The organism is Phaeodactylibacter xiamenensis, assembly GCF_965229835.1.
In the GTDB taxonomy this organism is placed as follows: Bacteria; Bacteroidota; Bacteroidia; order Chitinophagales; family Saprospiraceae; genus Phaeodactylibacter; species Phaeodactylibacter xiamenensis.
Genome location: NZ_OZ245931.1, coordinates 2,578,480 through 2,601,677, shown reverse-complemented (window position 1 = coordinate 2,601,677; position 23,198 = coordinate 2,578,480). Strand labels below are relative to the sequence as shown.

Sequence of the window (23,198 nt, the reverse complement as noted above, 5' to 3'; positions counted from 1 at the left end):
CCCGACATTTTTCACTCACTGTAAAACAAGAAACTATGAAAACGATTCAAATGATGCTATTCGCCCTTGCCACAGCACTATTGGGCAGCGGCTGCTTTATCAATATCGACGACGATGACAGCTTTTCCATTGGCTGCCTGAATGCCGACGGGCCATTTGTAAGCCAAAGCCTGGTCATTGACGACTTCAGCGGTATTAAAAATGAAACGTCAGCAGAGGTCTTCATCCGGCAGGGGGACGTACAGGAAGTCATCGTGGAAGGCAAGGAAGATGCGATTGATGAACTGGAACTGGATGTCAATAACGGTATTTGGGAAATCGAGTTTGACCGTTGCGTCCGCGATTTGGACAATATGGAAATCTTCATCACCTTGCCGGTACTGCGGCAGGTTTACAGCTCCGGCTCCGGCGATATCATGGGCGAAAACCTTTTCCTGGCAGAAGACATCGACTTTCAGCTTAGTGGCAGTGGCGATGTCCGCATAGAAACAGAAGCGGATGATATTGATGTGAAGATCAGCGGCAGCGGCGACCTGATCATTGACGGCCTCTGCGACGAAGCTGTGTACCGCCTCAGTGGCAGCGGTGATGTGCAGGCTTTTGGCATGCAGGCGCGTACGGCCGACATCAACATCAGCGGCAGCGGTGGCACCGAGGTCAATGTGGCGGAGTTCCTGAAAGTCCGTATTTCCGGCAGCGGTGACGTGCGCTTCATTGGCTCGCCCGAGATTGATGTCAACATCACCGGCAGTGGTGATTTGATTGATGAGAATTAGACGATAAAGGGAACTAAAAATACAGCCAGACCTGACAAGATCACGGGCTGATGCCTGTGGATACTTGTCAGGTTGCTTTATTTACCGCACCACGATTCGCTCTGTTCGCACCTGATCTCCATTTTGCAATTGCAGCAGATACAGCCCACCGGGGCAGGAGAGGTTGATTTGCCCGTCCGCAGGCAGATGAGCCCATTGCTGTATCAGTTGCCCCTGTACGTTGTAGAGTACGCCCGACCATTGAGTGGGGTTTTCCGTTTGCACCTGCAGGGTTTGGCTGGCAGGGTTGGGGAAGACTTTTAAGTTCGGTTTTGCAGTCGTGTTGGCACTGGTTGGCGATGCTACCCGGAGCCAATAGTAAGCCAAGACATTTGAAATCCTTTGCCCGTTGCGGAACTCTTCAAGATGATAGGGTACGATGTAGGATTGACCTGCTGTACCTGGGCTATCCCAGACCGTTCCCCCAAACAAGGGGTTCTCTACAAGTAGCGTGCCGCTCCCTCCGGGATCAACAATATTCACAGGTTGATATCCCGAAAAGGAATCATCTAAATCAGGGATAGAAACCCAAATAGAATCATTATCCGTATCAAAAGGAGTAGGTGAGAAACTCAAAGGCTCATTCACGGGGCCTGTCTCCTCCAAATCTGAAACGACAACCGTAGTATTGGTTCCCTGAAACTGAGGGTTGAGAATGGTATAATGGGCTTGAAGAGGCATGGTTGCCCCCGGATCAAGATTTACGATCGTTTCAGAGAAACAGCATACGGGTGAAGTAATGGTATAGGATGCTCTGGCAGGATACGTATGGGTGTTGCTATAGAACCGTCTGACTAAATCCGGGGGGATATTCGCTTCCTGCAGGAGCAATAGCCAACCCGAACTCCCGTCTCCCCAAAAAACAGGTATACTATCTTCTACAGGACTATCAATGGGGCTGATCAGTTGTACCCGGGCTTCCAGCGTCAGATTCGCTTCAGGGGCGTCTTCCTGAATAATACGCATGTTGCCAGCCAGATAGGAGCTTTGAGCATGACCAAACAGGAAAGCGCTAATCGTCAGCAAAAGCGCGTAAATCACTCTTTTCATAATACTTTGGGTGTTTGATGATGAATAAAGGTATTAGCGGCCAATACCTTGCCCCGCAATAACTTTATGGTTAAATTCGCGTTCTTTATCTTGATTCTGTTGGCTAGTGAGCCCGTAGAAGATACGTGAAAAACAGACCAAAAGCAACCCAAAGAATATATGCAGTTTCTCTTCCCGGCTTTTTTGTTCGCCCTCGCTGCACTAGCGATCCCCGTGATCATTCACCTGTTCCACTTCCGGCGGTTTAAAAAGGTGTACTTTACGAATGTGCGCTTTTTGAAAGAAGTCAAGGAGGAGACAAGCGCCCGCTCCCGTCTGCGCAACCTGCTCGTACTGCTGATGCGGCTGCTGGCAGTAGCGTTTCTGGTATTTGCCTTTGCTCAGCCGTTCATCCCGCAGGAAGACGCGGAGGTGCAGCAGGGGAATAAAGCGGTCAGCCTGTTCATCGACAATTCCTTCAGCATGCAGGCCCTGAGCCAGGACGTGCCTCTGGTAGAGAAAGCCAAACAGCGCGCCCGGGAGATTGTGCAAGCCTACGCGCCTACCGATGAATTCCAAATCCTGACCAACGACTTCGAAGGGCGGCATCAGCGCATGGTTTCTCAGGAAGATGCCCTGGCGCTCATTGATGAAATCGAGCCCGGCCCGGCGGTACGGCAGCTTTCGGAAGTCCTGACCCGCCAACGGCAGGCGCTTTCCACTGCAGAAGCCGATAACGAAGTGGTTTACCATATTTCCGATTTTCAGCGTAACATCACCGATATCGAAGCCGTCAGCGACACCACGCTGGAGCTCAACCTCGTGCCCCTGCAGGCCGTACAGGAAAAAAACATCAGCATAGATTCTGCCTGGTTTACCAATCCGGTGCCTATGCCCAATCAGCCTAATCCGCTCGTTGTTCGGGTGCGCAATCTCACCGAAGCAACTGCGGAAAATGTCCGCCTGTCTATCCGCTACGAAGGGGAGAACAAACCGGTAGGCACGCTGACCGTTCCCGCCGAGTCTTCCGTAATTGATACCGTCAATATTTCCATACAGCGGACCGGCTGGCACGAAGCCCGCCTCAACATCACCGACTTCCCCATTCAATTTGACGACAATTATCACATTGCCTTCAATGTGAAAGAACAAATCCGGGTGCTGGCCATCAATGAGCAGCAGCCCAACCGCTTTCTGACGGCGGCTTTCCAGGGTATCAACAACTTCAAAATTGACAACCTGCCGAGTCAGGCGCTGGATTATTCCCAATTTGGGAACTACGATATGATTGTGCTAAACGACCTGCGGACGGTATCCTCCGGGCTGGGCTTTGAACTCCGTCAGTATGTACAGGATGGCGGCAATCTGCTGGTTTTCCCCAGCCGCAATGCCGATGTTGGCACCTACCGGACCTTCCTGACCGGCTTCCCGGCCAACGAGCTGCAGCAGTTTGAGGAGCGCCCCCGTCAGGTGGGGCAGATCAATACCGATGCCTTCATCTTCAATGATGTTTTCGAGAACCGCTCTGCCAACCTGAAGCTTCCCGCCACGCAGGGCAATTTCAGCCTGAGCAATTTCGCCAACCGGGGCGAAGAGCCATTGCTCACCTACCGCGATGGTTCGGTAATGCTGGCCCGCTATCAGAACGGGCAGGGCAATCTCTACCTCAGTGCCGCCCCGCTTTCGGATGAGTACAACGACCTGGTGCGCAACGGAGAAATATTCGTGCCCATGTTGTTCAAGATGTCAGTATCCTCCCGTCAGGGGCAGCAGTTATCCTACACGATTGGGCAGGATGCTACGATCGTTGCTCCCCACGATGCCACGAGCAGCGATATTGTCTACAAGTTGCAGGGCGAAGCTGAAGAGTTCATCCCCGAGCAGCGCATCATTGGCGCGAAAGTCTACCTTACCGTAGGGCAGCAGGTCAATGAAGCCGGCTACTACGATCTTTTCCTGCAGCCGGAGAACCCACTGGGCACCTACGCTTTCAACTACGACCGCCGCGAGTCCGACCTCGACTACTACAGCCCGGATGAGCTGGCTGGCTATGTAGGGCCATTGGCGAACCTCATTAATATAGCCGATAACGCCGTGCTCACCGCAACGATAGAAGAGCGGAGTCAGGGCATTCCGCTATGGCGCTGGTGCCTGATTTTGGCGCTGGTGTTTTTGGGCGTGGAGGTGTTGCTGCTGCGGTTTTGGGAGGTGTAGGGGGGCATGATTCTTCGTTGTAACTCAGGCGACGATTATGGAATCGTGGCCTGAGCATGAGATACAAGGTTGCCTGTCAGGTCGCCCCCGTATAGTCATCGGGGGTAAAAGTCGCCACCTGATTTGAAATGGAAAGCATCCCACGCTGATTACCTGGATATCCACGATACCTGAATTTTGATGAGTGATAGGGCTTGGTGAGCCCCACTTGTTAAAGTCCTAAGCCTGCACATTGCAATTTCCAACTCTGGCATTATATTAATAAACGAGCCAACCTATGCCAGCTATCTACCGCCAATCTGTACGACTGATTGTTTTTAATTTTAGTCTTTTCTGTCTAAACCTGCCCGCTCAAAACCTGGTCATCAACCCTTCCTTTGAGGAGTATTTGGATTGCCCGACCGGGGTGGATTTGACGGGCACACATACCGGTATGGACCTTGTAGTGGGGTGGACGACGCCAACCGTATCTTCGGATTACTATCATGTCTGTGGAGATGAATGGGCCGGGGTGCCTTCAAATGGGGGAGGAGGCTATGGGTATCAGTACCCGCGAAGTGGACAGGCTTACGCAGGGTTTGTATTACAATGCGTGGTATGTCTGCTGCCAAATAGTGGCGAATATTTGGAGGGGGCTTTAGTTGCTCCTTTAACCAAAGACTCGGTATACATGATAGAGGTTTATTTATCATTGAGAGAAGGGCGGACCCAGGCGACTAGTGAATTCGGCATTTTATTCACAGACACACTGTTAACTGTAGAGATGGATTCATTTGACTATACCAGTAAACGCCTGGTACACCTGACACCCGATTTAAGCAATGACCCGGACTTCTTTATTACCGATTATGAAGCCTGGATTCCCTTGCGTTGGCTGTACAAAGCAAGAGGAGGGGAGCAGTTCTTTACGATGGGGTCCTTTGCAACCGATGAAGAAGCAAACGTAATCCCGTTAGGTTCAGGAGGAATCAATGCAACCTATTACTACGTAGACGATGTCCGCATAGAACACCTTTCCGCCGACATTGTCAATCTTGGGCTATCTGATACGGTATTCTGTGAGCAGCCTTTCAGTACGGAGCTGTCCGTAGCGGGCCCCTACAGCAGCTACGCCTGGAGCACGGGAGACACCACCGGCAGCATCACGGTGACAGAGCCGGGCGTGTATACGGTGGAAGCCGTTTATGAGGAATTTGTCATCCGGGACACGGCTATCGTGCAGTACCTGCCAGTTGAAGAATTTAGCCTTGGGCCGGACACCACCGCCTGTCAGTCGCAATTGCCCCTGGTACTGAGCGGCCCAGCCGGTTTGGGGCATTACAATTGGAGTACGGGCGACAGCAGTCAGCACATTCTGGTCAGTGCCCCGGGCCTTTATGCCCTGAGCTCCTCCTACGCCTGCGGTATTGGGCGCGACACGATTGAGGTAGCCATTGATACCCTCCCGGCTTTATCGCTGGGGCCGGATACTTTGCTTTGCCAAAGTCTGCCATTGCAGTACACCCTGTCCGCCCCCGGCAGTTTTGATGCCTATGCCTGGAGCACAGGTGCAGCTACCCCGCAGCTACAGGTAGATACGCCTGGGCTTTATACCCTCACGGCCAGCCACTACTGCGGTATACAAGCGGATACCATCCAAATCCTGCAACACCCTATTCTGAGCCTGGGCCTGCCAGCGGACACGCTGCTTTGTCCAGGAGCCCCGTTGTTGCTCGGAGGAGCGCCTGGCTTTGATGCCTATCAGTGGTCGCCTGGCCCGGCGGAGCGCAGTATAATCATTACCTCGCCCGGTCTTTACCGCCTTGATGCCAGTTATGCCTGTGGCCCTGTCAGTGCTACGGTAGAGGTCGTGCCCTGGGAGGCCATCCCACTGGGTATGCCCGGGCAGGTCAGCCTTCCTTTGGGCAGCAGTGTGCCGCTTTCAGCAGCGCCCGGCTACGCCCGCTACACCTGGTTGCCCCCCGAAGGGTTGAGCTGTTCCGATTGCCCCGCACCAGAGGTGAGCCCGGTGGTTTCCACGACTTATACCCTTCAAGCCGAAAGCCCGGCCGGCTGCCTGGTGGAGCAAACGGTAGAGGTATTTGTCACGCCCCGCCGGCGTATTTACGCGCCCACCGCCTTCAGCCCCAACGGAGATGGCCGCAATGATGTCTTTCAACTTTTTCCCGGCCCGGAAGTCGTGAAAATCACAACTATGGAAGTCTATCACCGGTGGGGCGGCCTGGCCTACCGGGGCACAGCCGGTTGGGACGGCAGGGCAGAGGATGGGCAGGCTGCCGAAGCCGGCCTCTACGCCTGGCGCGCCCGTGCCCTGCTGCTCGATGGTCAGGAAGTAGAGCTGAGCGGGGAGGTGCAGTTGGTGCGGTAGGCTTTAGGGCTTTGCAATACTTTGATGAAAATGGTTAGGTACCCAAAAAGTAATGCCTAACAGATAGCATGAAGCTAAAAGCATAAAGTTAAAACAGCCCCTCCTGATTTCCAGAAAGAACGAGTAATGCATCTTTGCACGCTCTTTTCAAGGGGAAGGAGCAATTTCGGAAATCAGGAGGGCCAAAAATATAGCCATGAAACAGGACTTCAAACGCACCTTCACAGCCTTACTCCTACTGCTCAGCGCAAGTGCCCTGCACGGGCAGACCTACTTCAGCCTGCGGCTGGGTGGAGGGTTGACGGATATAAAAGGAGGGGATTATCACATAGCAGAGCCTCGTTCAGATTTTTACATTGTGGAGGAGCAGTTTCTGCCACACTGGTCGGTTGGTTTGAGCGTAGAACAACAAATATATAAAGCGCTTTTTCTTTCGTGGACAAATAGTTATTACTTCAATCGGGTATTTAGAATGGATGTATTATCATTAACTCACGTTCCTATTAGTTTTCACCGCTTCAATAGCTGGCGTACGGATTTTGCTGTCAAGCGATCATTTGCTGATGCATTCTTAATCGGGGCTGGGCTCGGTCTGAATTACATCCATAACCCTGAGATAAGCGTAAATGGTGAAGATTACTGGGAAGTCAGGAATTTGGGGGGCAACGCTCCTGATCATCGTTATTTCGAGTACACTTCACACCTGTCGCTCGCCTACTGGTACAAAAGGTATATGGTAGAGCTTTCCTACATTCATGGCCTGGGGCTGAGGAACAGGGAGCGGGAAATGCTCCGCCCCATCAATGAGCTCAACCTCACGCTGATTGTTCAGTTCAAGGCGCCGTGGTCTGGCAAGGGGCGTAGGGGGATGGAGCTTCGGTTTTGAGGTGTAGCATAAAAAGTGTGCCTGCTGTATTCAGCAGTAGTTTATATGCTTTTTCACAATGCATGCTTGTCTTTTTGGTAGCATTGTTGTAATTTAGAAGCATTATCGTATCTCTTTAAACCAAATAACACTTATGAACCATTCAATAAACGGTAGTGTGACTGTACACACACACATTACATCCGCCGAAGCCAATAGGCGAAGGAGGGCACACACACATTCCATCCGCCGAAGCCAGAGGTCATTCCGGATTTTTATGGCGTTCTGGAAGCCGGAGAGCCGGTGCCGGCTGTAACGTATCAGGTCCTGGAAGACCTGGTTGTCCCTCCCTACGGAACCCCATTGACCGCTCGTGCCTTTGAGCAGGTTGGCGGCCTTTCATCCTATTTTGAAGGGTTGGGCGGCACCGGTGTCGGCGCCATACCGGACCCCTGCGGGCAGGAGTGCCCGAATTACCCCAATTGTTTTTACTTCCCGCAGCACTTTGGCTGTTCTGGCCCGCCGACTTACAACGGGGACTGCACGCCAGACAGCCCGGACTGGCCTGACTGTTTGGTGATTTACGACGATGAGGAAGAGGAGCTCAACGATTGCGGCTGCCCGGTGCCGGGCGATGTACGGATGCCTGCGGGCTGTATACAGGTGCAGGATGTTGAGCGCAACGGGCTATTTCCGGTAGAAGCAGTGCGGGTGGTCTGGTGGAATGGCTGGTTCACTTTCAAGACGGCCGAAACAGATGCACGGGGCTGCTGGCAGATCAAAGACCACCGGGAGCATGGCAAAGCCTATATGTGGGTCAGCTTCCGGAACGACCGGGCGAGGCTGCGGGGCTTTGTAGGAAATACGGTGCAGGTTTGGCGCCTGTTGGCGACCGTGACCGATTACGGCGGGGAGCTCGGTGGCGGCTCCTACAACAACATTCAAACTGAATACAACCTCTGGAACAATCAGGGCGGGCGGGACCACCGCAACTGGTCGGCAGCCACTGTCATGAATGCCCTGCACCATTTCCATACGGAATCCCAAAATGACGGCATCAATCCACCGCCGATGGGGCTGGATATTTACCTGACGGCGTATCGGACAGACGGCATTGCGCTGATGACCTCGCAGATACCCGTGCAGCTATTAGAACAGTGGATCAACCAGGGATTATTCAACTCCCAGCTGCTTCCAAATGTTATAAATAGCCTTCTTGTAATACCGGACGTGGCCATAGGCTGCAACTTTCAAAACTCTGACGAGCAATGGGCCATTGCGCAGCATGAACTTGCCCACACCTCTCATTTCACCAATGTAGGAGCAGAGTATTGGTTTCAGCTAGGCTTGGCTACGATTACTGCGTGGTACGTAACTGAAGATAATGACCCCTGGGGTGATGAAACTGTGCCCGATGCCGGCCGCCTCGCCATTTGCGAAAGCTGGGCTTCTCATCTGGAGCATGTGTATACGGATAGGGCGTATGGGGGGAACTTTAGTGGAGCATTTAGTTGGTTAGACAGGTTAGATAGATGGAGGAACCACCGGCCCAATCACGTGCCAATTGGACTTCATTTAGATTTAATCGACAACGTAGAACCGATGGTTTCATTTGATAGAATTGGAGGAGGCAGTGGCGCAGTAATTGATAATGTTACGGGCCTTACAAACGGGCAGCTGTTTTCCGTTTTAGATGCTTCAACTGATAATCCTCAGGTATACCGACAGCGGATTATCAATGATTTGTTGCCTGGCTCAGGGATCGCGGTTGGCGATGTCGACGCACTTTTTAACAGCTATTAAAAAATAACGGGCGGCATTGATTGCCGCCCACTTTTCTTCTGCTTATGAGATATTTAATCATTTTACTCCCTTTCATCCTGCTCCTCTGCTGGGGCTGTCCCCGCAAAGAATGCCGCGATGCCGACTTCGGCGGTGCCTATCAGTTCGTTATCCCGGCTACGCTGAGCCCGGCGAGGGACACCTTTCGGATAGGGGACACGATCCACATTTCTTCTGTGTTTAGCGACGAAGTATACGAGCGGCAGACGCAGCAGTACTATAAGCTAGAGAACTGGCGGTTTTATCCTGGTACCGCCATTGACCGAATTGATTTAGCTGATACTCCACTTGTTCGAGACGCGCTGCTAAGTTTTGATGTAATTGTACCGGAAGGTTTTGACTATAGCATTTATAACTTTATATCTGGTACCGTGGGGCTGATAGGGCAGTATAACTACGAAAACGGAGTGTATTCATTAGAATACAATATTGTACCAAGAGACACTGGACTATTCTATTTTTTTCACGGAGCAGAACAGTCATTCGACGACGACCAAGACTTCCCTGGTCGCTGCCCTCGAGTACCTTCTAATACCAATGTGGAGTTGAATGGAGGTGAAGGGAATAACATTGAGTTTTTGTCTGCCAGCCCTGACCCACACTACAACGATTGGGTGTTGCAACGCCCGCAGCAAAGGTTTCATGATAATGGCGGCTACTGCTTCTACGTGGTAGAGTGAGATGGAATCTTCATGGGGCGGCAGCGTCATAATCGGTCATCCGACGCTGGCCGCATCGCCATCTGCGAAAGCTGGGCGGAGCACCTGGAGTTAGGTGTATACGGATAGGGCGTATGGGGGGAATACGAGTATTAATGAGCCTTGGGTAGACAGATTGGATGGATGGAGGAACCACCGTCCCAATCATGTACCCATTGGGCTGCATTTAGATTTACTCGACAATGCTGAGCCAGTGATTTTAGATGATAGATTTGGAGGAGGCAGTGGCGCAGTAATTGATAATGTAACGGGCCTGACAAACGGGCAGCTATTTTCCGTTTTATACCGACGACGAAGTAGTTTGGGACCAACCATGACTTCGTGTCGGCATATACTCGTGCGTCGGGTTTGTGCATTACGCCCAAACCTCTCCGTTCCGAGTATAGATGCAGCCACTGATGATCCTCAGGTATACCGACAGCGGATTATCAATGATTTGTTGCCTGGCTCAGGGATCACGGTTGGCGATGTCAACGCACTCTTTAACAGCTATTAAATAAGAACGGGCGGTACCTATTGTCGCCCACTTTTCTTCTGCTTATGAGATATTTAATCATTTTACTCCCCTTCACCCTGATTGTTTGTTGGGGCTGTACCAGTAAAGAATGCCGGGATGCTGACTTCGGCGGTCCCTATCAGTTCGTTATTCCGGCTACATTGAGCCCGGCGAAGGACACCTTTCGGGTAGGGGATACTATTTACGTCTCCTCCGTTTTCAGCGACGAGGTGTTTGAACGGCAAACGCAGCAATACTACAAGCTAGAAAACTGGCAATTTTTTCCAACAACCCGAATGGATAAGATTGATGTAGTCGACTCCAATTTTGTGCAGGATGGCTTGGCTGATTTTGAATATATTATCCCTGTACAATATGACTATGACCGCTTTGATTATGGGTCAGGATCAATCGGTTTACTTGGTGAGTACATTTATCAAGATAGTGAGTATTACCTTGAATTCAAACTAATTCCTCAACAGCCGGGGCTATATTATTTCACTCAGTTCGCAGCGCAGGGTATTGATGATGACCAAGACTTTCCTGGGCGTTGCCCTCGAGTACCTTCTGATACCAATGTAGAGCTAAATGAGGGAGAAGATAATAACATCGAGTTCTTGTCTGCCAGCCCTGATCCTCACTATAACGACTGGATACTGCAACGCCCGCAGCAAAGGTTTTATGACAACAGCAGCTACTGCTTTTACGTAGTGGAGTGAGATGAAACCTTTATGGTACAGCAGCGTCATAATCGGTCATCCGACGCCGGCCGCCTCGCCATCTGCGAAAGCTGGGCGGAGCACCTGGAGCATGTGTATACGGACAGGGCGTATGGGGGGAACTTTAGTGGAACAATTAGTTGGGTAGACAGATTGGATGGATGGAGGAACCACCGTCCCAATCATGTGCCCATTGGGCTGCATTTAGATTTACTCGACAATGCTGAGCCAGCGATTTTAGATGATAAATTTAGGCGATGAGGGTTTGGTGTTAAGAAAATAAATACTCGATTAAAAATGTCTTTTATTGCTACTCCGGCGACGATTGTGGAATCGTAGCCTGAGAACGTGGTCCAGAGTTGCTTGTCCGGTCGCCCCGTATAGCTATCGGACTAAAGTCGCCACCTGACTAGAAATGGAAACCGGGCTTAGCATCAACAACCCGCCCTGCCAGGCAGTTATTCAAAGTAAAAGCTTATGGATAAATGGTCAACTTCCCGCCGCCACTTCCTCCGGCAGTCCGCTATGGCAGCTGGTAGCCTGCTGGCGGCCCCTGCACTCCTAGGCTGCGAGGCTCCGAAAAAACGCCTGGGCATTGCCCTCGTCGGGCTGGGCAGCTACTCCCGCGGACAACTCGCGCCGGCCCTCCAAATGACGGAGCACTGCTACCTCGCTGGTATCGTGACGGGCAGCCCGGAGAAAGTTCCCACCTGGCAGCAGCGGTACAGCATTCCGGATAAGAATGTCTATTCCTACGATACCATGCACGAAATTGCGGATAACCCGGATATTGATGTGATCTACATCGTGGTGCCAACCGGGCTTCATGCCGAGTATGCCATCCGCGCGGCCAACGCCGGCAAGCATGTCTGGTGCGAAAAGCCCATGGCCATGAATGTGGAGGAGTGCCAGTCGATCATTGACGCCTGTAATCAAAACGGGGTGAAGCTCAGCATCGGCTACCGTATGCAGCACGAGCCCAATACGCAGACGGTCATTGAATATGCCCGAACAAAACCCTATGGTGCTATCCAATCCGCTGAGGCACTGGCGGGTTATGCGGGGTCCGGGCAGGGCAGCGGCTGGCGCTTTCAGGCCGATATGGGCGGTGGCGCACTCTACGATATGGGCGTGTACACCATCAACGGGCTCCGCTACGCCACAGGCATGGAGCCGGTGCAGGTGCGTTCGGCTTCCCGCAATATCCCCAATGAAGTCGATGTGACCACCACCTTTGAGCTCGTTTTCCCGAACGGGATCAAAGGTTCCGGTAAAACCAGTGTGGTGGAAACGATAAACCGCCTGCGGGTAGACTGCGCCGATGGCTGGTATAAGCTGGAGCCTATGCAGTCCTACAGTGGCGTGCAGGGTGTCACCAGCGATGGCAAGCGGCTGGACAAACCGATCAAAGACCAGCAGGCCCGGCAGATGGACAACGATGCCCTGGCTATTCTGAATGGTACGCCGGTGCTGGTCCCGGGCGAGGAGGGGCTCCGGGACATCCGTATCGTGCAGGCGATTATGGAGGCGGACCGTACGGGAGAAGTAGTGGATTTGTAGGATGGTGCCGGGGGCAGTGGCAATGCGTGAGACTAGGAAAAGGCTGAGGATAAGGTTGAGGTTGAGACCACCCGGGGTCCTCCGCAGGGAGCGACAGTTCACTGTCGCCGCCAGGGAGACCATGCAAGGTCCTCAACCTTAACCTCAGCCTCAACCTCCCCCGGGACAGCACCCGTCAGCCCTCCACCCGGTGCCGTTCCAGTTCTTCCAGCGTAGCACGGATGTTCTCCTTTCTGCGGTGATGCTGCAGTACGGTTGGCGGCACTGCCCGCGCGCCGCAATCCGAAATGCCGCAGCGCTCGCAGGTAGTGTGCACGTCTTTGGTGACCAGTTTCGGGTCATTCAGAAAGCGGAACAGGCGTTTGAGCTTGTCATTCACCAGCAGGCCGATAGTGACGCTTGAGCTGTTGTCGGCGTGGTTGTGGCCGGGCTTGGCAATAGTAATGCACAGGTAAGCATTGGGCGTGCCCCAGTAACGCGAAATCTGCGCCCCTGCAATAGGCCCTTCCGTATTGCTAATGCCCTGCTGCGCTTTCAGCTGACGGATGAGGTTGATGCTGATCCAGCGGCGGCAATAGTGCTCGTCCAGTTGATTGGCATGGGGGTTATGGAGCTGAGAAAGGTGCATCTCCTTGGTCATTTCAAACTTCTGCAGGTCGGGGCGTGCGAAAAAACGCAGGAAGAACAAATCCTGAATGTTGAAGTGCCGGGGCAGGAGATTGGTCAGGCGCTGTATGAGCATCTCAGAAGTCACATCGTACTTGGCAAACAGCTCCAGGAATGCTTCTGCGTCCCAGGTCCGCCAACGGGCCATCGTTTCAATATCCTCGATCATTTCCTTTTCGTCCATCAGCAGTGCAACGGAGAAGTAGGAGGCCTTGAAGTTATTGAGGAGTTTGTCGAAGGAGTCGACCTCCATCATGCGGGTCTCGTAGGGGCGTTCCTCCAATTTTAGGAACTGAAAGCCGATTTCCTTGCCCAATAAGGCCTTTTCCTGAGCAGAACTCAGCCCGCCGTTGAGGTACAGCACTTTGTTTTTCACAGAATAGTAGGAACGCACTTCCGTCAGGTCCGGCCGGCTGCTGAGGAAGTCACGGTCTACCCTGACCTCGAAGTTTTTGTGCAGGAGGTGCTCCAGTTCCGGCGTTTCGAACCCGGGCTGTTGCTTCAGCGTGTTTTGGGATTTGAACTCCCGGACGGCCAGTTCCAGGTCATCAAAGTAGTTGTCATGCAGATCCTGATAGGAGCGAAGGGCGGCTTTGTAGAAGTCCTCGCCCTGCAGGTGGTGGTTGCGCACAATCTTGATCACGGTGCTGATGAAGGCGTTCACCTTGTCCGGCGTAACCGAAAGCAGTTCAATCAGCTTGGGGGTATTGATGCCAAAGAGCTCAAGAGGGAAGATTTTGAGAAAATCCGAGTGGATCAGGTCAATGATGGGCTTCAGCCGCTTGTCTGCATCCAGAGAAACGAGGTAGTTATATTCCGTATTCAGGGCACGGGCGAGGGCCAGAATTTTGTCGGCCTTGGGGTACTTTTTGCCTTTCTCGATGTTGTGCAGGTAAGAAATGGCCAGCCCGGTGCGGTCGGACAGTTGCTGATAGGATAAGTCCTGCTCCTGCCGCAACTGATGCACCTTGAGCCCAAAAATGAGTTTTACCGTGTCGATTTCTCTTAACATAGGTGCAAATTTAAGCATTTGAAAAAAAATCTGTTAGAGAAATTTTCTCTAAATGCGAAAAACATCTTTCTTTGCCCCAACGTTTCAAGTTTGTACTGCCAACAGGCAACGCAAATTTTTCCCGAATAGCAAAACTAACCTTCCTACAATGGAGAAGTTTGAGATTAAAAACCCTGCTGCAACATTGGAAACACTGGGCATCAAGCAGGTCAAAAATGCCCACTGGAATCTAAGCCCGGAGGCGCTCGTACAGGAGACGATCCGGCGCGGACAAGGCTTCCTGACTGATCTGGGCGCTATCGCTATAGAAACCGGTGAATTCACCGGCCGCTCTCCTCAGGACCGTTTCATCGTGGAGGACGCCGAAACGAAAGATACGGTCGATTGGGGCAACATCAACAAGCCTATTGACAACCGGTACTTTCAGCAGCTCAAGGGCAAAATCATCGACTACTTCGCAGACAAAGATGTATTCGTACGCGATGCCTACGTTTGCGCAGATGATGACTACCGCATGAACCTGCGCCTGGTAAGCGAATATCCATGGAGCAATCAGTTTGCCTACAATATGTTCCTGCGCCCCACCGGAGCTGAGCTTGAAAACTTTGAGCCGGAGTGGAGCATTCTCTGTGCGCCGGGCTTCCACGCCGACCCGGAAGTGGACGGTACCCGTCAGCACAATTTTGCCATCATCAACTTCACAGAAAAGCAGATCATCATCGGCGGTACGGGCTACACCGGAGAGATTAAGAAAGGCATTTTCTCTGTCCTGAACTATGTCCTGCCCAAGCACCGTGATGTATTGTCCATGCACTGCTCTGCCAACGTAGGGCAGGAGGGCGACACCGCTGTCTTTTTTGGGCTGAGCGGCACCGGCAAGACCACCTTATCTGCCGACCCTAACCGTAACCTGATTGGCGATGATGAGCACGGCTGGTCTGAAAACGGCATTTTCAACTTCGAGGGCGGCTGCTACGCCAAAACGATTGACCTGTCGGAGGAGAAAGAGCCGGAAATCTACCACGCCATCAAGCACCGGGCCATCCTGGAGAACATCAAGTGCTACCCTGGCACCCGAACGCCGGACTTTGAGAACAGCGATATTACCGAAAATACCCGGGTCTCTTATCCGATTTACCACATCGATAATGCCCTTGAGCCTTCGCGCAGCGGGCACCCTACCAATATTTTCTTCCTGACTTGCGATGCATTTGGCGTACTGCCTCCGATCAGCAAACTGACGCCTGGTCAAGCCATGTACCACTTTATGTCAGGTTATACCGCAAAGGTCGCCGGTACAGAAGCGGGCATTACGGAGCCACAAGCGACGTTCTCGGCTTGTTTTGGTGCGCCCTTTATGCCGCTGCACCCGGCGGAATACGCTGAGATGCTGGGTGAAAAAATGCAGGCCCACAACGTCAATGTCTGGCTGGTGAATACCGGATGGACGGGCGGCGCTTACGGTACTGGTCACCGCATGAGCCTCAAGTACACCCGTGCGATGATCACGGCAGCCCTGCGCGGCGAACTGGATGACGTGGATTACCACACCCACGAAATCTTTGGCCTGAGCATGCCGGTAAGCTGCCCCAACGTGCCTGATGAGGTCCTCGACCCGAAGCGGACCTGGGCAGATGCTGATGCCTATGACGCAAAAGCGAATGACCTGGCCGAGCGTTTCAATAAAAACTTTGAAAAATTCGCTGCGAAAACCAGCGATGAAATCCTTGCTGCTGCGCCAAATGTACTGGCTAGCTAGTAAGTTTGTCCCTCAGCCTTACACTACTTTTACCAAATTGAACCAAGTTGAACTTATGCCCCGGCAGTGACCGGGGCTTTTTTATTTTCGCCCATCCTACAAGGATAGTGGCGTTAAAGTCCCTGATAGGCAAATTGCCGCCTTAGGTGTTTCTTTCCGCGAACTTATTGTATAAAGGGTTCGTCCAGTTTTCAATTGAAATATCTGATATCCGGCTAAGGTGCTTTTCATTATTTGCAACCATAATCAAGCTGCGCTCCACAGCTGTAGAACCAATCAACAGATCAAAATCTGGAATAAGCTTGCCAGCGGTTTTAAGTTTCACCTTTTCCAGTGCAAATCTATCATAAACCGCTTCAATAGGGATTACGGTAAATAGCGTCTCAATTACTTGAATATCTTTGATATGTTTTTCGTATTGCTCGCTTTTTCTTCCGCCATAAATCAGTTCCAGGATCGTGATCTCACTCACAAAACAATGCTCTGGCTTTACTTCCTTTATCTTCTCGTTTATCGAGTACTTTCCTCTAAGGTAGAATCCACAAATATCTGTATCGATTAAATATTTCATGGCTAAAATCAAGCGTCCAGGTTAATGTCTCTTTCCGAAAAAGTCCTACTTTCAAGAATGCTCTTGAAAATATCTTCGTCAATATCTTTCCAGGCCCCGTACAGACGGTCTACCAAGACCGATTTTGCAACAGGGTTGCTTTGAGGAGGTATGTCTGACTTTATTTCGCTGGAAAGCCTGCTCATTATTTCTAACTTGCCTTCCAGGCTTAGTGCATGAATAAGCTTCATGATATTATTGATTTCCAGCTTACCTTCCATAATTTATATTTTGACTTGTAAACAAAGCTTTTTTTAACTTGGTTTCCAAAGGAGGTGCTTTCTGCATCTTTCAGGTTTAGATAACTCAGATCATTTTATCTTTCTATGGCGCACTTGCTACATTTGCTAAAAAGCTAGCTCAGGCATGTCAGACCCTTCCATCAGCCTCAACAAATTCATCAGTTCCACCGGCATTTGTTCCCGGCGGGAAGCAGACCGTATGATTGAGGCCGGGCGGGTACAGCTCAATGGCACTACTGCCAAAAAAGGCAACCGCGTCAATCCCGGCGATGAGGTCCTGCTGGATGGTGCGCCCCTCAAAGCTAAACCCAAAGCGGTCTACCTTGCCCTCCACAAGCCTCCCGGCATCACCTGCACCACTGACCGCAAGGATAAGTCCAACATCATCGACTTCCTCAACTACCCGGAGCGCATTTTCCACATCGGCCGCCTCGACAAGGCTTCCACCGGGCTGATTTTTCTGACCAACGACGGCGACATCGTCAACGAAATCCTGCGCGAGCAAAACGAGCACGAAAAAGAATACATCGTCACCGTCAATAAGCCCATCAACCCTTCCTTTGTCAGGCGGATGAGCGAGGGCATTCCCATCCTGGGCACCGTGACCAAAAAGTGCCAGGTGGAAAAAATCGGGCGGCAGGCCTTCCGCATCGTGCTCACGCAGGGGCTCAACCGGCAAATCCGGCGTATGTGCGACTACCTGGGCTACGATGTCGTGACCCTCAAGCGGGTGCGCATTATGAACGTCCATCTGGGTGGGCTCAAGCCCGGTCAGTGGCGGTATTTGACGGACGAAGAGCTAAAGGAGCTGAGGCGGCATTTGGGATAGTTGGGTCCCGTACATTGGTCGATAAACTACGTCCAATTACCTACACAATTAGGAAAAGCGATATGCCTTTAGCAACTTCAGGGCATCACCTAATTGTTAGCCGCCTATGCTATTCCGACGAATATTCAACCGAATCGCTGCTGCCCGGGGAAAGTGGGGCGTTTACCTGCTCGAAGTGGCGCTTATCGTGCTGTCCGTCCTGCTGGCCATACAGGCAGACCGGTACAATCAGGAGCGTAAAAATGAGGCAAAGTTGAAGGCCTATATTCAGGCGCTGTACCAGGATTTGAAGGATGAGCAATTCGCCAACCGGAATAATCTATTGGACTGCAAAGAGGACATTGCTTCGATCGCAAGCTGCATCCGGCTATCCCAATACGACCATAATGACAGCATAAACATGGCTTTAGACCATTTCCGGCAGGTTTTTTCCAGGGGCGTATTCCGGGCTTTCCCGCCCACGACTTTCGACATTATGACGAACTCAGGGGATATCGCATTGATCAAAGATCTGGCCTTGCGAAAACAACTGGCCGCGACCTTTGCATTCCGGGATAACTATATAAAACAGGACTTACGGAATCACGATCAGCTCACCAAAGATATCGCTTCCCGGATGAGCCCTTATCTGGACTTCCTTTGCATGAAAAGGTCGGATGGGCTTCACCAATGCCTTACCGACCGGCACGGGTTTGCAGCCAATGGGCAGAATGACCTTTTTCTTTTTCAGCAAACTGCAGAGGCCCGGGCTTTTCACCTGATGGTAGGCATCAATTATTTTGAAGCTTGTATTGGGGAATTGGAGGGGTTGTATGGGGCTGTGCTTGCTGTTGAGGATGTGTATTCGGAATAAGAGCGCTTTCTGATTCTACCGATACATTGACGTCAGCAGTCCTCATCGCTCCAGCCCCCGCGTCATCTCCTCCAGCTGCTTTTGCAATTCCTGTACATGCTCCAGGGAAAGATTGTCAGGGACTTTCAGGGAGAGTTCGTCAATCGTATCCAGGTAGAGGGTTTCCAGTTCCATATCCGAGCGCAGGGCTTCCATGTCTGCCAGGTCATCGTAGTGGTGCTCTTTGAGGCGGCGCAGTTCGGCTTCTTTGTCGGCCAGTGACTGTGATAGCTGGTGGTTGTGCAGCAGGCGGTTGAGTTTGTGTTTAACGGTTTTGTAGAAGGAGGATTTGGCCCGGCGCAGCTCCAGTTCGGCTTCAAATTCCCGGATGAGGTAGTTAGCGTCGGTCCGGTTTTTGGTGTTCAGGGCGTCCTCATCGTGTAGCTCGCGCCGAAGCTCCCGCAGGTTTTTGCGGATGGACTTAATCTCCTTTTCATTGCGGGCAAGTTGGTCCTCCACTTGTTCCAGACGTGCGCCAACACCGGCAGGCACACTGCCCCGGTTGCGGAAATTGCTATTCTCCTGACGGATGTACTCGTAGACCAGGTAGCCCAAAAAGCCAATGCCGCCCAGTATGGTCAGCGTCAGGATCATAAACCGTAGCGGGCCCGCAAAACGGAGCAACAGAATGATTCCTACCACGATCAGGATTATACGAAACGGACTAAGCCAATTGTTTTTTTGCTGCGGCATGAAATTTTTTTTGTGTTTTGTTGAACCCTTTTTTATTTGCCCTGTTAGGCTCACAGTTTTATGAATCGCTAATGTTTTTTGTTTGTTTATAGTTTATGCAGGTACTCCATCCGGAGTACCTTTTTTTGTTCCGGCCTGACGCTTCCCGAAAAACCAATATCTTTGTTCCTTCATTCGACAAAACAGAAGCATGGACCTGATCCAGAAATTACAGGAACAATATATACAGGAATTCTCGAATAACGTACCGCTGGACGAATTCCTGCTCAATGTCATCGTCACGGCCATCCTTGTAGCCTTGCTGCGGCTGTTCTATATCCACTTTGGCAACGCCATTTCCAACCGCCGCCGTTTTGCCAATAACTTCCTGCCGCTGGCCCTGGGCACCCTGCTCATTATCATGATCGTCAAATCTTCCATCGCCTTGTCCCTGGGCCTGGTCGGTGCACTGTCTATCGTGCGCTACCGGGCAGCTATTAAGGATCCGGAGGAACTGACCTATCTCTTCATCGCCATCGGGCTGGGGCTCGCCGGCGGTGCGAATCAGCCTATTCTGGCGATTGTGGCTTTTGCGGTCATCCTCGGCATTCTCTACCTTAGTAAACTGCTTGGGCGGCAACAAGTGTTTCGTCAGGAAAATCGTTTGTTTGTCAATATTCAGACCGACCAGGAAGATGTAGAGGCCATTGCCGGTATTTTGGCACAGCACCTGCCTTATGTGGAGCTTAAACGCATGGACACCCTTGAGCAGGGCATGGACTTGTCCTTCGTCTGCCGCGCAAAGGAGCTGGGCGATATTGCGCGTTTAAAAACAGCCATGCAGGAGCTCTCGCCCGCCACCCGCCTCTCGGTCATCGACCAGCCAGATCTGATTGTGTAACTATGATCATCAAAGACCAGGAAAAACAACAGCGAAAGAATGCCGGCCGCCTGCTCCTCGGCGTATTGGTGGGTGCCCTTGTGCTCATCCTCAGTGTCAGCCTCTGGCCGGAGCCCTCGCCCTATGATTACCTGCCCGATGGACAGGTGTTTTGTGGTGCGGAAAAGGTCCGGGGTGAAACCTTTGTACATAATGGCGTGCCTTTCAAAGGCGGTGCCACCCAATCGGCCCAATACGCCCGCCACGGAAAACACAGCTGCTACCTGCCCCAGGCATCCGAACCGCAGTATGGCATGGAATATCAGCTGGAGGCGCCCCGGCCGGGCTCTGCCTACCGGGTAAGCGTCTGGCGCAAACAAACCGGGCAGCAGCAGTCCTACCTGGCAGTGAGTGTGGAAGGCCCGGAAAAACGCTACCATCAGGAAAATGTACCGGCCACAGCAGACACCCTGGGGTGGGAAAAACTGGAACTCCACTTCAGCGTGCCATTTGGTGCCCCCAGTGAGCGCTTCAAAGTCTACGTCTACAGTACCGGGCAGGAACCGGCCTGGTTTGATGATTTGCTCATCGAGCCTTTATCAGCGGATAGTGCCTTTGTGCCGGAGGTCTTACAGTTGGAAATCAAGCCCCGCCACCTGCAAAAGCTGGAAGCCAAGCGGCAGGAAGCCCTCCGCTCCGGTATTCTCGAAACGGACGGGGGCGACTGGGTGCCTGCTAAATTCCGCAGTAGTGCTCACGGTGACCCCATCTCCGTTGAAGTCCGCCTCAAAGGCGACTGGCTCGACCACCTCAGTGGCGATAAGTGGTCTTTTCGGGTGAAAGTCAAAGGCACGGAAGCCTGGCGACGTATGCGGGTCTTTTCTCTCCACACGCCTCGCGCCCGCCACTTTTTGCACGAATGGCTACTGCACCAGTTTTGGGAGCAGGAAGACGTGCTCACTACCCGCTATGATTTCGTAGAGCTGCAGCTCAATGGCGAAAGCCTGGGCGTGTACGCCTACGAAGAGCACTTTGAGAAACAACTTGTGGAATCGCGCCGCCGCCGGGAAGGCCCGATCATGAAATTTTCGGAAGACGGCTACTGGAAGACCATCCGGCGGCAGTTGCAGTCGCATGGCTATGTCAAACCGAACGCCCGCTACGGGGCTGCCGAATTGGAAAGCGCCCCCATTGAGGCCTTCGACGATCAGCCCACTGAAGACAACCCTGGCATGGCGGCTCAAACACAGGCCGCCCGCCAACTCATGCAGCAGTACCGTGACGGGCTGCAACCAGCAGGTGAGGTCTTTGATTTACCGCGTATGGCGAACTATCTGGCCTTCTGCGATGTCTTCAACGGCTACCACGGTATCGCCTGGCACAATCAGCGGTTTTACTACAACCCCATTACCGGCAAACTGGAGCCCATTGGTTTTGATGGCTTTGGCGGCCCGCCGGCTAGTCAGTACGAAGTGTTAGGCAGCGGCGCCCTGAATCCGCACAAGGAGGCTTACCACCCGCTTCTCGGCAGCCTGTTTATGGATGAAGACTTTGTACGGCTCTACCATAGAGCCCTGCACCGGTACAGCAGCCGCGGTTACCTGCTGCCAGCCCTGGATAGCCTGGCTACCGCCTGGTATGCCCGTTTGGAATACCTGCAGCGGGAATTTCCGGATTATCAACCCCGGCTGGACGATTTTATCCGCAATGCGCAGTACGTGCATTCCCTGTTGCTCCCTTTTGGTGCTTACAGCCTGACCGTTTATACCCTCCAAAAGCAAGGCCCGGAACAGCAACTGCAGGTCGTCAACCGCCACCACCTGCCGCTGCGCATCCGTGGCTATGGCCGTAGTGACAAACAAATGCGCGGTGGGCTGGAACACCCGGTGATGCTCCCGGCCCGTATGCCCCGGGTGTACGATATGCGGCTGCGAAGGGATAGCACGCTGCGCAATCCCGGTTTTCTGGAACAAAAAGCAATGGCTGTGCAGGCGCCTCCGGGCAGTACGAGCGTGACGATAGGGTCGGCTGCGGAATACCTGTTCTACGAAGTGCCAGGCATCGACAGCTTATTTGCAGCGCCCATTTTAGCACAAACGCCTCCCGGCCATCTCACCGGGCGGCAGCTGCTGGCGGAGGAAGCTGTACTGGACGAGAACAGCACCTATAGCGTCGCTGCCGATGCGGTGGTTTTCCCATCCGGTGTGCATGAAATACGTAAAACGGTTATTGTTCCCGCTGGCCGGCAGCTGATCCTGGAGGCCGGTGCGGATATCCGGTTGTACAACGGTGCCAGCCTGTTGAGCTACAGCCCGCTGCAAGCCCTGGGTACCGAAGATGCCCCCGTTCGTATCAGCGCGCCCAACCGCGATGGGGGAGGAGTGGCTGTTTTTGGCGCACCGCTGCCTTCTTCCGTTGCCTATCTGGTGGCAGAAGGGCTGGATGCTCCTCAGTACAAAGGCTGGTCCCTGACCGGGGCTGTAAATTTCTATGAGTCCGAAGTCCGGATGCACAACAGCGCCATTCTCCAAAACCGCAGTGAGGATGCCCTGAACATCATCCGGTCTGAATTCAAGTTGGAGCGCTGCTACATCGGGGAGACCTTCTCAGATGGATTTGATGCCGACTTTTGCAAAGGCGAGGTCGTCGCCTGCCGGATCGAAAACACCGGCAATGACGGTCTGGACTTCTCCGGAAGTACAGTTATAATCCGCGATTGCCAGTTGCAAGGGAACGGGGACAAAGGCATCAGCGTAGGGGAGGAGAGCGATGTGACGGTCTTCAGCACGAGCATCAAAGGCGCCCCCATCGGCGTGGCGAGCAAAGACTTATCGGTATTGCGGGTACGCGACCTTTCCCTGAGTGACTGCCGGCAGGGTTTTGTAGCTTACCAGAAAAAGCCCGAATTTGGCCCGGCGACCATCATCGTGGAATCCCATCAGGCAGAGGGCGTGGACCGCCTGACCAATATCGCAGAAGGGAATACATTACTAGGTTTGTAAAAAGTAG

General features: G+C 52.6%; 18 protein-coding genes. 13 read left to right on the top strand and 5 right to left on the bottom strand.

What is annotated here, in order from left to right; translation table 11 throughout:
* Positions 1-35 precede the first annotated feature (35 nt).
* The gene (locus ACO08I_RS09595) at positions 36-776 is read left to right on the top strand and encodes a head GIN domain-containing protein (protein ID WP_421949190.1); all 741 of its coding nucleotides are present in this window, start codon (positions 36-38) and stop codon (positions 774-776) included.
* An 81-nt stretch (positions 777-857) separates the two neighbouring features.
* Here the strand turns inward: ACO08I_RS09595 and ACO08I_RS09590 are convergent, their stop codons facing one another.
* On the bottom strand, positions 858-1,865 hold the full coding sequence (locus ACO08I_RS09590) for a T9SS type A sorting domain-containing protein (RefSeq protein WP_421949189.1): 1,008 nt from the start codon (positions 1,863-1,865) through the stop codon (positions 858-860).
* Between the two features lie 159 nt (positions 1,866-2,024).
* On the opposite strand from ACO08I_RS09590, the gene ACO08I_RS09585 reads away from it, so the two are divergent.
* The 7 genes from ACO08I_RS09585 to ACO08I_RS09555 all read left to right on the top strand — a co-directional run bounded on the left by ACO08I_RS09585 (position 2,025) and on the right by ACO08I_RS09555 (position 12,627).
* A complete protein-coding gene (locus ACO08I_RS09585; protein WP_421949188.1) occupies positions 2,025-4,058 on the top strand; it encodes a BatA domain-containing protein in 2,034 nt (677 codons plus the stop codon).
* Between the two features lie 277 nt (positions 4,059-4,335).
* A complete protein-coding gene (locus ACO08I_RS09580) occupies positions 4,336-6,426 on the top strand; it encodes a gliding motility-associated C-terminal domain-containing protein (protein WP_421949187.1) in 2,091 nt (696 codons plus the stop codon).
* Positions 6,427-6,622: 196 nt separating this feature from the next.
* Positions 6,623-7,312 (top strand): hypothetical protein, encoded by a 690-nt coding sequence (locus ACO08I_RS09575; RefSeq protein ID WP_421949186.1) that lies wholly within the window; start codon positions 6,623-6,625, stop codon positions 7,310-7,312.
* Positions 7,313-7,594: 282 nt separating this feature from the next.
* Complete coding sequence (locus ACO08I_RS09570; protein ID WP_421949185.1) at positions 7,595-9,094, top strand: hypothetical protein; 1,500 nt, start codon at positions 7,595-7,597, stop codon at positions 9,092-9,094.
* A 44-nt stretch (positions 9,095-9,138) separates the two neighbouring features.
* Positions 9,139-9,813 (top strand): hypothetical protein, encoded by a 675-nt coding sequence (locus tag ACO08I_RS09565; protein ID WP_421949184.1) that lies wholly within the window; start codon positions 9,139-9,141, stop codon positions 9,811-9,813.
* 579 nt (positions 9,814-10,392) lie between these two features.
* Positions 10,393-11,067 (top strand): hypothetical protein, encoded by a 675-nt coding sequence (locus ACO08I_RS09560; RefSeq protein WP_282775429.1) that lies wholly within the window; start codon positions 10,393-10,395, stop codon positions 11,065-11,067.
* Positions 11,068-11,544: 477 nt separating this feature from the next.
* The gene (locus tag ACO08I_RS09555; RefSeq protein WP_421949183.1) at positions 11,545-12,627 is read left to right on the top strand and encodes a Gfo/Idh/MocA family protein; all 1,083 of its coding nucleotides are present in this window, start codon (positions 11,545-11,547) and stop codon (positions 12,625-12,627) included.
* A 175-nt stretch (positions 12,628-12,802) separates the two neighbouring features.
* Here the strand turns inward: ACO08I_RS09555 and ACO08I_RS09550 are convergent, their stop codons facing one another.
* A complete protein-coding gene (locus tag ACO08I_RS09550; protein WP_282775427.1) occupies positions 12,803-14,305 on the bottom strand; it encodes an XRE family transcriptional regulator in 1,503 nt (500 codons plus the stop codon).
* A 148-nt stretch (positions 14,306-14,453) separates the two neighbouring features.
* Here ACO08I_RS09550 and pckA point away from each other — a divergent pair, with 148 nt between their 5' ends.
* On the top strand, positions 14,454-16,064 hold the full coding sequence (gene pckA, locus ACO08I_RS09545) for a phosphoenolpyruvate carboxykinase (ATP) (RefSeq protein ID WP_421949182.1): 1,611 nt from the start codon (positions 14,454-14,456) through the stop codon (positions 16,062-16,064).
* Between the two features lie 142 nt (positions 16,065-16,206).
* Here the strand turns inward: pckA and ACO08I_RS09540 are convergent, their stop codons facing one another.
* Positions 16,207-16,635 (bottom strand): PIN domain-containing protein, encoded by a 429-nt coding sequence (locus ACO08I_RS09540; RefSeq protein WP_421949181.1) that lies wholly within the window; start codon positions 16,633-16,635, stop codon positions 16,207-16,209.
* 8 nt (positions 16,636-16,643) lie between these two features.
* A complete protein-coding gene (locus ACO08I_RS09535) occupies positions 16,644-16,895 on the bottom strand; it encodes a hypothetical protein (RefSeq protein WP_282775424.1) in 252 nt (83 codons plus the stop codon).
* Between the two features lie 145 nt (positions 16,896-17,040).
* On the opposite strand from ACO08I_RS09535, the gene rluF reads away from it, so the two are divergent.
* Both rluF and ACO08I_RS09525 read left to right on the top strand, forming a co-directional pair.
* A complete protein-coding gene (gene rluF, locus ACO08I_RS09530) occupies positions 17,041-17,745 on the top strand; it encodes a 23S rRNA pseudouridine(2604) synthase RluF (RefSeq protein WP_421949180.1) in 705 nt (234 codons plus the stop codon).
* A gap of 106 nt (positions 17,746-17,851) precedes the next feature.
* Positions 17,852-18,598 (top strand): hypothetical protein, encoded by a 747-nt coding sequence (locus ACO08I_RS09525; RefSeq protein WP_421949179.1) that lies wholly within the window; start codon positions 17,852-17,854, stop codon positions 18,596-18,598.
* Between the two features lie 42 nt (positions 18,599-18,640).
* Here ACO08I_RS09525 and ACO08I_RS09520 read toward each other — a convergent pair whose 3' ends face one another.
* Positions 18,641-19,330 (bottom strand): hypothetical protein, encoded by a 690-nt coding sequence (locus ACO08I_RS09520; RefSeq protein ID WP_282775421.1) that lies wholly within the window; start codon positions 19,328-19,330, stop codon positions 18,641-18,643.
* Between the two features lie 190 nt (positions 19,331-19,520).
* Here ACO08I_RS09520 and ACO08I_RS09515 point away from each other — a divergent pair, with 190 nt between their 5' ends.
* Positions 19,521-20,210, top strand: a complete 690-nt coding sequence (locus ACO08I_RS09515; protein ID WP_044222492.1) for a DUF4956 domain-containing protein — start codon at positions 19,521-19,523, stop codon at positions 20,208-20,210.
* A 2-nt stretch (positions 20,211-20,212) separates the two neighbouring features.
* Positions 20,213-23,191, top strand: a complete 2,979-nt coding sequence (locus ACO08I_RS09510) for a CotH kinase family protein (RefSeq protein WP_421949178.1) — start codon at positions 20,213-20,215, stop codon at positions 23,189-23,191.
* The last annotated feature ends 7 nt before the right edge of the window (positions 23,192-23,198 follow it).

Excerpts from the sequence above, each read along its gene's own strand:
- ACO08I_RS09560 (WP_282775429.1), top strand. The coding sequence starts at position 10,393 with ATGAGATATTTAATCATTTTACTCCCCTTCACCCTGATTGTTTGTTGG.
- ACO08I_RS09550 (WP_282775427.1), bottom strand. The coding sequence starts at position 14,305 with ATGTTAAGAGAAATCGACACGGTAAAACTCATTTTTGGGCTCAAGGTG.
- ACO08I_RS09515 (WP_044222492.1), top strand. The coding sequence starts at position 19,521 with ATGGACCTGATCCAGAAATTACAGGAACAATATATACAGGAATTCTCG.
- ACO08I_RS09555 (WP_421949183.1), top strand. The coding sequence starts at position 11,545 with ATGGATAAATGGTCAACTTCCCGCCGCCACTTCCTCCGGCAGTCCGCT.
- pckA (WP_421949182.1), top strand. The coding sequence starts at position 14,454 with ATGGAGAAGTTTGAGATTAAAAACCCTGCTGCAACATTGGAAACACTG.
- ACO08I_RS09520 (WP_282775421.1), bottom strand. The coding sequence starts at position 19,330 with ATGCCGCAGCAAAAAAACAATTGGCTTAGTCCGTTTCGTATAATCCTG.
- ACO08I_RS09590 (WP_421949189.1), bottom strand. The coding sequence starts at position 1,865 with ATGAAAAGAGTGATTTACGCGCTTTTGCTGACGATTAGCGCTTTCCTG.
- ACO08I_RS09575 (WP_421949186.1), top strand. The coding sequence starts at position 6,623 with ATGAAACAGGACTTCAAACGCACCTTCACAGCCTTACTCCTACTGCTC.
- ACO08I_RS09525 (WP_421949179.1), top strand. The coding sequence starts at position 17,852 with ATGCTATTCCGACGAATATTCAACCGAATCGCTGCTGCCCGGGGAAAG.
- ACO08I_RS09565 (WP_421949184.1), top strand. The coding sequence starts at position 9,139 with ATGAGATATTTAATCATTTTACTCCCTTTCATCCTGCTCCTCTGCTGG.
- ACO08I_RS09580 (WP_421949187.1), top strand. The coding sequence starts at position 4,336 with ATGCCAGCTATCTACCGCCAATCTGTACGACTGATTGTTTTTAATTTT.
- ACO08I_RS09540 (WP_421949181.1), bottom strand. The coding sequence starts at position 16,635 with ATGAAATATTTAATCGATACAGATATTTGTGGATTCTACCTTAGAGGA.
- ACO08I_RS09595 (WP_421949190.1), top strand. The coding sequence starts at position 36 with ATGAAAACGATTCAAATGATGCTATTCGCCCTTGCCACAGCACTATTG.
- ACO08I_RS09535 (WP_282775424.1), bottom strand. The coding sequence starts at position 16,895 with ATGGAAGGTAAGCTGGAAATCAATAATATCATGAAGCTTATTCATGCA.
- ACO08I_RS09510 (WP_421949178.1), top strand. The coding sequence starts at position 20,213 with ATGATCATCAAAGACCAGGAAAAACAACAGCGAAAGAATGCCGGCCGC.
- rluF (WP_421949180.1), top strand. The coding sequence starts at position 17,041 with ATGTCAGACCCTTCCATCAGCCTCAACAAATTCATCAGTTCCACCGGC.
- ACO08I_RS09585 (WP_421949188.1), top strand. The coding sequence starts at position 2,025 with ATGCAGTTTCTCTTCCCGGCTTTTTTGTTCGCCCTCGCTGCACTAGCG.